Raw genomic sequence first — 11,610 nt, 5'->3', positions numbered from 1 at the left:
CGCCAGAATGGGGATACCGTCCGCGACATCCTCGCGATGATCCACTCGCCGTCAACACCACCCGCGGCGTGAGCGTCTTCGCACACCTGGCACGTCATGGCCGACCCCGGCGTTCGCTGCCAGATCACTCCAGCCTGGTCGAGACAGTCCACCACGGCACTGCGGACATCGCCGCAGGCAATGCCAGCCCAGCCGTGCTCCCGCGCGACCAGATCATCATCGACCACGGCTGCTTTCCACCTGGTCGACACCGGATCGCCAGGGCGCACGTGAAGGGCGATCGCTTCATCGGGGGACCGACATCGGATGGCTCTAACGAGGGCGACCGGCTACACAAAGTACAGCGGGTAGGAGATCCCGTACAACGGCAACGTCTCGCTCATGACCCCTGGAGGGCGATGATCTGCGCGGGACACCTCCGCCCGCGGGGGCGTTCGCCGAATTGCGGGGCCTACTGACGATCGCCGACCCCTGCGCGCGCGACCGCTCTGAGCGGGACCCAGAGCAGATTGTCATACACCTGATGCGGCTTCAGCTCCTGCCCGACGACGGTAGAACCCCTTGACCCCGAGCACGAAACGGGTCAAGTGCAATAGATCGAGGCTTGGACCGCCAGCTCGCCACTGGAGGAGCCCTCGTGCGGCGGCACAGGCGACGGTGAGGACGCCGGGCAGGGAGACGAAAACGGGGCCTGACCTGCGTGAACAGGTCAGGCCCCGGTCGGTCGGGCTGACAGGAGCCGTCGTCTCGCTCCGCTGCTCGTTCCTCGCAGCGGTGCGCTCCTTCTCCCCGCATCCCGTCCGCCCGGACAAGGCTCGAGGGGCCTGCTGGAACGACTCCGTCGCTCCAGCAGGCCCCTCAGCGTTTGGTCGGGCTGACAGGATTTGAACCTGCGACCCCTTGACCCCCAGTCAAGTGCGCTACCAAGCTGCGCCACAGCCCGTTGCCCCGTGGGGCGAACGAAACCATAGCGTACGGGCACCTTGGCGACCGAATCGGCCCCGGACACGCCCGACGCAGCCGTCTGCCATCGGGCCCCTCCCCTGGGAGCGGCCCGACGGCATACGTGCGCTCTGGGACGCCGACCAGGCAACGCTGACCTGACACGGCCCCTGACCTGCTGCTCTGCTGGAGCGTCAGCCGACCGTCAACGGCGGCGCTTCTCGCGGACGCGGACGGACACCTCGATGGGCGTGCCCTCGAAGCCGAACTGTTCACGCAGCCTGCGCTCGAGGAACCGCCTGTAGCCGGCCTCGATGAACCCGGACGCGAACACGACGAAACGAGGCGGTCGCGTCGAGGCCTGGGTCGCGAACAGGATCCGTGGCTGTTTGCCGCCGCGCACGGGGTGCGGGTGGGCGGCGACGATCTCGCCGAGGAAGGCGTTGAGGCGAGCAGTCGGGATGCGGGTGTCCCACGAATCGAGGGCGGTCTCGAGGGCCGGCACGAGGCGGTCCGTATGCCGTCCGGTCCGAGCGGAGATGTTGGCGCGGGGCGCCCAAGGGACCTGGACGAGCTCTTTCTCGATCTCGCGCTCGAGGTAGTAGCGGCGCTCCTCGTCGAGGACGTCCCACTTGTTGTAGGCGATCACGAGCGCGCGGCCGGCGTCGATGACCTGCTGGATGACGCGAACGTCCTGCTCGGCGATGGGCTCCCCGGCGTCGATGAGCACGACCGCGACCTCCGCCTTCTCCAGGGCCGTCTGGGTGCGCAGCGAGGCGTAGAAGTCGGCGCCGCGCGTCTGGTGGACCCGCCGTCGGATGCCGGCGGTGTCGACGAAGCGCCACGTCTTCCCGCCGAGCTCGATCAGCTCGTCGACCGGGTCGCGGGTCGTGCCGGCGACATGGTCGACGACCACCCGGTCGGACCCGGCAAGCTTGTTGAGCAGGCTGGACTTGCCGACGTTGGGGCGGCCGATGAGCGCGACGCGACGCGGCCCGCCCGGCGCGTAGGCGCCGTAGGCGGACACTGCCGGAAGCACCTCGAGCACAGCGTCGAGCGCGTCACCGCTTCCTCGGCCGTGTACCGCGGACACCGGCCACGGCTGGCCCAGGCCGAGGTTCCACAGGGCCGCGGCATCCGCCTCGCCACGCTCGTCGTCGACCTTGTTGGCGACGAGCACGACCGGCTTTCCGGACCGGCGCAGCAGCCGCACCACGGCCTCGTCGTCGTCGGTGGAGCCGACGGTCGCGTCGACGACGAACATGACGACATCGGCGAGGTCGATCGCGATCTCGGCCTGCTCGGCGACGCGCAGGTGGATCCCCGTCGCGTTGATCTCCCAGCCGCCGGTGTCGACGATCGTGAACCGTCGACCGCCCCACTCGGCCTCGTAGGACACTCGGTCGCGGGTGACGCCGGGGACGTCCTCGACGACGGCTTCGCGTCGTCGCAGGATGCGGTTGACCAGGCTCGACTTGCCGACGTTAGGGCGGCCTACCACGGCGACGACCGGCAGCGGTCCCTCGCCGACCTCGGCGGCGGCATACGGCCCCTCTGCGGCAAGCAGCGCCTCGTCCTCGGCGCTGAGGTCGAAGTCGCTCAGGCCGGCGCGCAAGGCGCGCTCGACCGACGCGTCATCGGGCCCTGCATCGAAAGCGGCCTCGCCGGCGGAGTCGCCAGCGGGGTCGGTGGTCGAGATCGGAGCGCCCTCATCGGTGGGGCGGGCGGTCTCGTCAGTCACGGTGTCCTCGAATCAGTGAACGTCTGTTGACGCACCATTCTCCACCCGGGCGCGCTGCACATGTGACGCGAGCGCTTCGCGCAGCTGCTCGCTGGCCAGTCGCAGCCGGTCGCGGCCAGGGGCCGAGGTGTCGACGGCGAGCTGGAACGGCTCTCCGAAGTCGACAACGAGCCGCGAGCGCGGTGCAGGCCACGAGTCCTTGGTCTTGCCTGGCACGCGGGTCCCCATGACGGCCACTGGGACGACCTGCGCCCCGGTGCGCAGTGCGATCCACGCCGCGCCCTGGTTGACCTGCTGGACGTCACCGTCGGACCGGTTGCCCTCGGGGAAGATGCCGACCGCTCCCCCGGCCTCGAGCACCGCCGTCGCCGCCGCCAAGGCGGCGCGGTCGCCGACGGTGCGGTCGATCGGGATCTGGCCCACGTTGCGGATCGTCCAGCCCCAGAACCCGCTGAACGCCTCCTGCTTGACCAGGAAGCTGACCGCTCGCGGCGCCATGCCGAACACGAGCGGGCCGTCGAGGAACGCCGCGTGGTTGGCCACGAGGATCACGGGACCGGTCATCGGAACCCGCTCCGCGTGGCGCGCGCGGCCGGAGTAGAGCGTGCTGAAGATGAACTTGCCGATCAGGCGACCGATCCGGGCGCGGTTCGGGTGTGGGGCCGTGGCATCGGTCATGACCGTGCCGTCTCGACGATCTGCAGGACCGCGGCGACAGAGCCGTCGAAGTCGAGGTGGGAGGTGTCGAGGGTGGTCACACCGTCTGCGGCGACGGTGAACTCCGACACCGTGGAGTCGGCCTTGTCGCGGTCGACGATCTGAGAGCGGGTCGCCGCGACCGCCTCGTCGTGGGCGGCGCCGTGCAGCTCTTTCGACCTTCGGGCCAGGCGGGCCTCCTCCGACGCGGTGAGCAGGATCCGCACCTGTGCGTCGGGAGCCACGACGGTCGTGATGTCGCGCCCTTCGGCCACGACGCCGCCTTCAGCACGTCCGGCATCGGCGATGAGGCGACGCTGCAGGACCCGCAGCGTCTCACGCACCGGGATGACGGTCGCGACGGCCGAGACGTTCGTCGAGATGCCGGTCTCTCGGATCGCAGCGGTGACGTCGGTGTCGCCGACCCGCACCGTGGGCACGTCGGGGTCGGTGCCGATCTCGAGGGGCAAGGTGCGCGCGGCCGCCGTGACCGCGTCGGGGTCGGTCAGGTCGACGCCCTCGTGCAGGCACCACCAGGTGAGCGCCCTGTACATGGCGCCGGTGTCGAGGAACCCGAACCCGAGCTTGCGCGCCACCTCCTTCGAGACACTCGACTTGCCCGACCCGGAAGGGCCGTCGATGGCGACGACGAATCCGGACAAGCTCTCATCAGGGGTCTGCGACATGCGCCCGAGGATAGTGCCTCGCACCCACCGCGCCGGGACCCGCCCGTAGGACGGATCGGCCCGACCCGTAGCGCTGTCGCACTCAGTCGTGCACGCGCCAGCCGAGCCGCTCGAGCTCAGCGCGAAGCGGCTCGACCGACGCCGGCACGACGGAGATCTCGGCGATGCCGACAGCCTGCCCGAGACCGTGCTCCAGGTGCAGGTCCTCGAGGTTGATCCCCGCCTCACCGACGTCGGTGAGCAGGCGGGCCAGCGACCCGGGCACGTCGGGCACGACCACAGACACGACCTCGTATGCCGCCGGGGCGCTGCCGTGCTTGCCCGGGATCCGCGCGTGGCCGAGGTTGCCGGCCTCCAGGACGCGGCTGAGGGTCCCGAACGACCCCTCGCCGTCGTCGTCGACGAGCCTGTCGAGCGCTGCGACGACGTCGTCGACCTGCTCGCGGACATGGCGCATCACGTCCCTCACCGCAGGCGCGTTGCCCGCCAGGATCTGCGTCCAGAGCCTCGGGTCGCTGGCGGCGATACGTGTCACGTCGCGCAGTCCTTGCCCAGCGAGACCCACGGCCGACTCGGGGAGCTCGCGCAGGCAGCCGGCGACGATGCTCGCGGCCAGCTGCGGGACGTGCGACACCGCCGCGACCGCCTCGTCGTGCTCGTGGGCCGGCATGACGCGGACGGCCGATCCCACTGCGGTAGCCATCGCACGAACCTGCCGGACGGCGGTCTCGGTCGAGCCGGGGTGTGGGACGACCACCCAGGCGCGGCCGTCGAAGAGATCGGCTCGGGCGGCTGCCGGCCCGGACCGCTCACGACCCGCCATCGGGTGCGAGCCGACGTAGCGCGATGCGTCGACGCCTGAGGCGAGGACGCGGTCGAGCACGGACTCCTTCACGGAGGCGACATCGGTGACGACCGCCTCAGGCCAGCGGACGAGGGCCGCGACGACGGCATCCGCAGCGACGTCAGGAGGTGCCGCCACGACCACGACATCCGGGATCGGGGTCGCGTCGTCCGCGATCTCACCCGCCCGCAGGTCCCGAGCGAGCCGGACGGCGGTCGGCGACGGGTCCTCGAGAGAGACGTGAAATCCGTTGGCGGACAACGCGATTCCGAGGCTGGCACCGATCAGCCCGGTGCCGATGATGCGGACGTGCGTGGTCACCGGCTCAGCGTAGCGAGGCGGTGGGTGATCCCGCGCAGTCGCGCCGTCTTTCGGGTCAAAGGCCTGCGGCCTTGTAGAGCGCGCCGATCTCGGCCTTGTTGAGGCGGCGCATCCGCCCCGACTTGAGGTCCGCCAGGCGGATCGGGCCCACCTCCGTGCGGACCAGCTCGAGCACCGGGTGCCCGACCGCCTCGAGCATGCGACGGACCACGTGCTTGCGCCCTTCGTGCAGCACCACCTCGACCATCGCCTTGCCCGGCTGATGGTCGACGATGCGGAACGAGTCGACGCTCACCGATCCGTCCTCGAGCTCGACGCCCTCACGCAGCCGCTTGCCGACATCGCGGTTGACGGGGCCGCGGATCGTCGCGATGTACGTCTTAAGGACGCCGTATGCCGGGTGCTGCAGGCGGTGCGCGAGGTCGCCGTCGTTCGTGAGCAGAAGCAGCCCTTCGGTGTCGGCATCGAGACGACCGACGTGGAACAAGCGCTCCTCACGGTTGCCGACATAGTCGGCGAGGGAGATGCGGCCGAGCTCGTCGTTCATCGTGGTCACGACACCCTTGGGCTTGTTGAAGGCGAGGTAGACGCGGTCCTCGTCGAGGTTCACTCGCACCCCGTCCACGTGCACGACCGCGCTCTTGGGGTCGACCCGGACGCCGAGCTCGGTGACCACCTGCCCGTCGACCTCGACGCGGCCCTGCTCGATGAGGTTCTCGCAGACACGCCGGGAGCCCACCCCGGCGGCAGCCATGAGCTTCTGGAGGCGCACGCCATCCGGGTCGTGCACGTCGACTGGCACGGCCTCCCGCCGCGGCGGAAGCTTGGTCGGCTGGCTCGCCTTGGTCGAGCCGGCGAAGCGCGGCCCGGTGCTCTTGCGCGCCGAGGCCTTGCCAGGGCCTGCGGCCTTCTTGCTCGCTTTGGCCCGGCCTGCGCCTGCGGCTTTCTTACGAGGCTGACGTGGCGAGCGCGAGTACTCACTCATACGAGATCACCATCCTTGGAGAGCCGAGGGGCCGGCGTTGCCTGGACGCAGCGCAGCGAGCTGGGTCCCACGCTCTGCGTGGGAGGAACGAGCGAGCGCAGCGGAGGAAGGCAACGCCCACCAGGCGCCGTGGCACGCGTCGGAGCGAAGCGAGGCGCCATAAGCACAGCCGCGGGGCCGGCGTTGCCTGGACGCAGCGCAGCGAGCTGGGTCCCACGCTCTGCGTGGGAGGAACGAGCGAGCGAAGCGGAGGAAGGCAACGCCTCACGGGCCCCGCGGCACGCGCCGGAGGCGCCAAGAGCAGGGCTCATGCGTGTCCTTCCTCGATGAGCTCGTCGATGACATCGGCGTCGGGCAGGTACGGGGCGAGGGCGGGAAGGTCGTCCAGCGACGCCAAGCCCATCCGCTGCAGGAAGTAGGGGGTCGTCCGATAGAGCACCGCACCGCTCTCCCCGACGTCGTCGAGCTCCTCGATCAGGCCGCGCGACAGAAGCGTCCGCACGACCCCGTCCACGTTGACGCCACGGACCGCGCTGACCCGCGACCGTGACACCGGCTGCCGGTAGGCGATGACCGCGAGCGTCTCGAGCGAGGCCTGCGTGAGCTTGGCCTGCTGGCCGTCGAGGACGAACTTCTCCACGACCGGGGCATAGTCGGCCCGGCTGTAGACGCGCCAGCCGCCCGCGACGCTGCGCAAGGTGAACCCACGCTGCTGGGCGGCATACTCCTGCTCCAGCTCGTGCAGATGCGCGCGGACGTCCTCGACCGGCAGCTCCAGCGCCGACGCGAGCGACACCTCGTTGATCGGCTCGTCGACGACCATGAGGACCGCCTCCAGAGCCGATTTGGCCCCGCCCGGGAACTCGTTGATGTCGAAGGCGATCTGTTCGTCGGCACCCGCGGCGGTGTCGAGCTCGTCAGGCTCGGTCACCGCGTCGGGCCCCTGCGCCGACTGGTCACTCATCGTCTGCTCCTGTCCGTGGGGTGTCTCCACCCGTCGTGCTGTCCTGCTCCTGCTCCGCCAGGCCGTCGTCCGGCCCGGTACCAGCCTCGCGCGTCTCGCCGTCCTCGTCGAACTCGTCGAACTCGTCCTCGATCGAGACGTCTCCCTCGTCGGTGCCGGTCCAGCGGATGTCGAGCTCACCGAGAGCCTCGGCCTGCTCGAAGGCGATCGCAGACTCCTTGAACAGCTCGAGCAGCGCCAGGAAGCGCGCGACGATGACCAGCGTGGTGTCCGCGTCGGCGACGAGGCTGCGGAAGGAGACCTGCCCGCGGGCCCGAAGGCGGTTGACGATGATCGCGGCCTGCTCGCGAACGCTGACCTGAGGCGCGTGCAGGTGGTCCAGGCCCACGGTCGGTGGCGCCTTGGGCGTCATCGCGCGGGCGGCGATCTTGGCGAACTGTTCCGGGGTGACCGCGATGACCAGCTCCGGCAGCAGGCTGGTGAACTCGGGGTCGAGCCCCGCCAGGCGCGGCGTGATGCGCCCTGCGGTCGCCATCCGCTCCCGGAAGATCGCCGCGACCTCCTTGTACGCGCGGTACTGCAGGAGCCGCGCGAAGAGCAGGTCGCGCGCCTCGATGAGGGCGAGGTCCTCGTCGTCCTGCGGACCCGACTGCGGCAGCAGGCGAGAGGCCTTGAGATCGAGCAGGGTCGCCGCGATGAGTAGGAACTCCGAGGCCTGGCCGAGATCCCACTCGCTCTGCGCTGCCTGTGCGGCCTTGATGTGCGCGATGAACTCGTCGGTGACGCGCGCGAGGGCGACCTCGGTGATGTCCAGCTTGTGCTTGCTGATCAGTCCGAGCAGCAGCTCGAACGGCCCGGAGAACACGTCGAGGTGCACCTCGAACGGTGCCGCGGCCCTTCGGGTGATGACGCCACCTGGCGTCAGTTCCTCACGGGCAGCGCCGGGGCTCCTCGGCTGCGCCGGTGCGTCTGCGGGCACGGCAGACGTGTCGGGGTCGACCGACCCGCGGCCGACGGTGTCCTGCTCGGTCATCACGCCACGGCGGTCAGGCGGCACCGCCGCGCGAGATGAGCTCGCGCGCGAGCTGGCGGTAGGCGTTCGCGCCGGAGTGGTCGGAGGAGTAGGTCGTGATCGGCTCGGCAGCCAGGGTGGCGTCGGGGAACTTCACGGTGCGGTTGATCACCGTGTGGAACACCTGGTCGCCGAAGTGGTCGACGACGGACTTCACGACCTCTCGGCTGTGCAGCGTGCGCGGGTCGTACATCGTGGCGAGGATGCCGTCGAGGCGCAGTCGCGGGTTGAGCCGGTCGGTGATCTTGTCGATGGTGTCGATGAGCAGGGCGACCCCGCGCATGGCGAAGAACTCGCACTCGAGCGGGATGACCACGCCGTGCGAGGCGGTCAGGGCGTTGACGGTGAGCAGTCCGAGCGACGGCTGGCAGTCGATGAGGACGACGTCGTAGTCGTCGACCACGGGGCGAAGCACCCGGGCGAGCACCTGCTCGCGCGCCACCTCGCCCACCAGCTGCACCTCGGCCGCCGACAGGTCGATGTTCGCCGGGACGAGGTCGAGGTTCGGGGTGCGAGTCTGCTGGATGATCTCGTGGATCTCGTGGCCCCGCTCGATGAGCAGGTTGTAGATCGTGAGGTCGAGCTCCTGTGCGTTGATGCCAAGTCCGACGGACAGCGCGCCCTGTGGATCGAAGTCGAGGACGAGAACCTTGCGCCCGAGCTCGGCCAGCGCGGCGCCGAGGTTGATCGTCGTCGTCGTCTTGCCGACGCCGCCCTTCTGGTTGCACATCGCGATGATCCGCGCGGGCCCGTGGCTGGTCAGGGCGGGCGGCTGCGGGAATTCCGGCAGGGGCCGTCCGGTGGGCCCGATCTCGCCGGCGACGAAGGTCTCGGTCTGGGGCAGATGGTTCGAGGAGGGGGTGGAACGTGCCGTGCTGGGCGTCACGACGTGCTCGGACGGCACGGACTGCATAGTGTCGTGTGACTCCTCGTTCACCGTGGGTTCCACTCCGCTCGGCCTGGCGCCGAGAGGCTGTGGTCAGCCTCTCGCTGATCACGAGTGACCCTATCAGCGGGCACGTGGGTGAGCGCCCGCATAGACCTCGCGGAGTCGGTGCACGGACACCATCGTGTAGATCTGGGTGGTGGTCACGGAGGCGTGACCGAGCAGCTCCTGGACCACCCGGACATCCGCGCCGCCGTCGAGCAGATGGGTCGCGAAGGAGTGACGCAGGGTGTGTGGCGACACGTGCTCGGTGAGGCCCGCTCGGGACCCAGCTCGCTGGATGACCGCCCACGCCGACTGGCGTGACAGCCGCTGCCCGCGCTGGTTGAGAAACAGCGCGGGACCCCCCGATCCGTGCGTAGCCAGGGCCGGTCGGCCTCTGACGAGGTATGCCGTGACAGCCACGACCGCGTAGCGCCCGACCGGGACGATGCGTTCCTTCTGGCCCTTGCCGCGCAGCCGGACGGCGCCGACACGGCCGCTCGGCCCGCCGTCCTCCGTCGGCGTGCCTGGCCCTTGCTCCGCCTCTCCCGTGTCGATGTCGTCGACGTCGAGACCCACCGCCTCGCTGATCCGCGCGCCGGCTCCATAGAGGATCTCGAGAAGCGCACGGTCGCGAAGCGACTCGGGCGTGTCGCCGACCGACGAGGCGGCAAGGAGGCGCTCGACCGCCTCGAGCGGGATGGCCTTGGGCAGGCGGCTCGGCGGCTTCGGCGGCGCGACGTTGGCCGCCGGGTCGCTCTGCACGTCCCCCTCCAGAGCCAGGAAGCGGTGGAAGCCCCGCACCGCCACAAGGGTCCGCGCCGCCGACGACGCCGCGAGCCCGCGCTCTCGCAGCGAAGCCAGGAAGTCGGTGACGTCGGCCTCGGTGACCCGGCCGGGATCGTCGATCCCCCGCTCGGCGAGGAACGCGCAGTAGGCCCGAAGGTCTCGGCCATACGACTTCAGCGTGTTGTCGGACGCGCCCTTCTCGACCCGAACGTGGTCGAGCCAGCCGCGGACATCACGCTCCAGGCGCGTAGAGGTGCGCGTCGGAGACTGGATGGCCGCGGCGTTCGTCGTGGCGTTCGTCGTGGCCGCGGGCGGACCCACTGTGACGTCCCGAGTCAGGACAGCGCCTCCTCGAGCGAGATCGAGTCCATCCCGTGCGCCTCGGCGACACCCGCGTAGGTGACATGGCCGTCGTAGGTGTTGAGACCGAGCCCGAGGGCGCGGTCAGCGCGCAGCGCGTCGCGCCAGCCCCGGTTGGCCAGCTCCACGGCATACGGCAGCGTGACGTTGGTCAGCGCGTAGGTGCTCGTGTGCGGCACCGCTCCGGGCATGTTCGCGACGCAGTAGAAGACGGAGTTGTGGACCATGTAGGTGGGGTCCGCGTGCGTCGTCGGGCGCGAGTCCTCGAAGCAGCCGCCCTGGTCGATCGCGATGTCGACCAGCACCGATCCCGGCTTCATCCGGGAGACCTGCTCGTTGGTGATGAGCTTGGGAGCCTTGGCGCCGGGGACGAGCACTGCCCCGATGACCATGTCGGCGTCGGAGATGGCACGCTCGATCTCGTACGCGTTGGAGGCGACCGTCTGGCAGTGGCCCTGGTAGACGAAGTCGGCGTGGCGCAGCTTGCTGATGTCGCGGTCCAGCAGGAGCACCTCGGCCTGCATGCCGAGCGCTATCGCGGCGGCGTTCATTCCGGAGACACCGGCCCCGATGACCACGACCTTGGCGGCGTACACCCCGCTGACACCACCCATGAGGACACCTCGCCCACCTTCCGCACGCAGCAGCGCCTGGGAGCCGACCTGTGGCGCAAGGCGTCCGGCGACCTCGGACATCGGGGCGAGCAACGGCAGGCTGCGGTCGGGCAGCTCGACGGTCTCGTAGGCGATCCCGGTGACCTTGCGCTTGACGAGCTCCTCGGTGAGCGGCCGGTCCGCAGCCAGGTGCAGGTAGGTGAAGAGGGTCTGTCCTTCGCGCATCCGGCTGTACTCGGACGCGATCGGCTCCTTCACCTTGAGGATGAGATCGCCCGTGTCCCAGACCTCGTCGGCTCCGTCGAGGACCTTGGCGCCGGCGGCCTCGTAGTCCTCGTTGAGGATCGACGAACCGACTCCTGCGTCACGCTCGACGAACACGTCGTGCCCGTGCCGGCCCAGCTCGTGGACCCCGGCGGGTGTGATGGCCACGCGGTACTCGTGGTTCTTGACCTCGCGTGGGATGCCGACCTTCATGCCGTTGCACTTCCTTTCGGACTGACCACCACCCCGGCGCCGTTGCCGTGGCTCGGGCGCCCCGTCAAGGGGCTGCCAGGCCACTGTAACCGCGGCCCCGGCACCGTCATGACGGGCCGCCGAAACGCAGTCCTGCACAGGGACCCGACGACACCACTCGTCATCCACAGGCGCGCGCTGATCAGCGTGTC

General features: G+C 70.0%; 10 protein-coding genes and 1 tRNA gene. All 11 read right to left on the bottom strand.

What is annotated here, in order from left to right:
- Positions 1–866: 866 nt before the first annotated feature.
- A tRNA-Pro gene (locus ACYVLP_RS03050) sits at positions 867–943 on the bottom strand.
- Between the two features lie 204 nt (positions 944–1,147).
- A complete protein-coding gene (gene der / locus ACYVLP_RS03045; RefSeq protein ID WP_460625849.1) occupies positions 1,148–2,683 on the bottom strand; it encodes a ribosome biogenesis GTPase Der in 1,536 nt (511 codons plus the stop codon).
- 12 nt (positions 2,684–2,695) lie between these two features.
- Complete coding sequence (locus ACYVLP_RS03040; protein ID WP_460625848.1) at positions 2,696–3,361, bottom strand: lysophospholipid acyltransferase family protein; 666 nt, start codon at positions 3,359–3,361, stop codon at positions 2,696–2,698.
- Positions 3,358–4,065, bottom strand: coding sequence for a (d)CMP kinase (cmk, locus tag ACYVLP_RS03035; protein ID WP_460625847.1), 708 nt, complete (start codon positions 4,063–4,065; stop codon positions 3,358–3,360). Before cmk ends, ACYVLP_RS03040 begins: the two co-directional genes overlap by 4 nt.
- An 82-nt stretch (positions 4,066–4,147) precedes the next feature.
- Positions 4,148–5,230, bottom strand: a complete 1,083-nt coding sequence (locus tag ACYVLP_RS03030; RefSeq protein ID WP_460625846.1) for a prephenate dehydrogenase — start codon at positions 5,228–5,230, stop codon at positions 4,148–4,150.
- 55 nt (positions 5,231–5,285) lie between these two features.
- On the bottom strand, positions 5,286–6,215 hold the full coding sequence (locus tag ACYVLP_RS03025; RefSeq protein WP_460625845.1) for a pseudouridine synthase: 930 nt from the start codon (positions 6,213–6,215) through the stop codon (positions 5,286–5,288).
- A 307-nt stretch (positions 6,216–6,522) separates the two neighbouring features.
- On the bottom strand, positions 6,523–7,179 hold the full coding sequence (gene scpB, locus ACYVLP_RS03020) for an SMC-Scp complex subunit ScpB (RefSeq protein WP_460625844.1): 657 nt from the start codon (positions 7,177–7,179) through the stop codon (positions 6,523–6,525).
- Positions 7,172–8,212, bottom strand: a complete 1,041-nt coding sequence (locus ACYVLP_RS03015; protein WP_460625843.1) for a segregation and condensation protein A — start codon at positions 8,210–8,212, stop codon at positions 7,172–7,174. Before ACYVLP_RS03015 ends, scpB begins: the two co-directional genes overlap by 8 nt.
- 13 nt (positions 8,213–8,225) lie before the next feature.
- A complete protein-coding gene (locus tag ACYVLP_RS03010) occupies positions 8,226–9,164 on the bottom strand; it encodes a ParA family protein (protein ID WP_460625842.1) in 939 nt (312 codons plus the stop codon).
- Between the two features lie 96 nt (positions 9,165–9,260).
- Positions 9,261–10,289 (bottom strand): site-specific tyrosine recombinase XerD, encoded by a 1,029-nt coding sequence (xerD, locus tag ACYVLP_RS03005; RefSeq protein ID WP_460625841.1) that lies wholly within the window; start codon positions 10,287–10,289, stop codon positions 9,261–9,263.
- A 14-nt stretch (positions 10,290–10,303) separates the two neighbouring features.
- The gene (gene ald, locus ACYVLP_RS03000) at positions 10,304–11,419 is read right to left on the bottom strand and encodes an alanine dehydrogenase (RefSeq protein WP_460625840.1); all 1,116 of its coding nucleotides are present in this window, start codon (positions 11,417–11,419) and stop codon (positions 10,304–10,306) included.
- Positions 11,420–11,610: the final 191 nt, after the last annotated feature.

The sequence above is a fragment of the Intrasporangium mesophilum genome (assembly GCF_054783095.1).
Note: the sequence above shows the minus strand (reverse complement) of the source record. Positions and strands in the feature narration are given on the sequence as shown.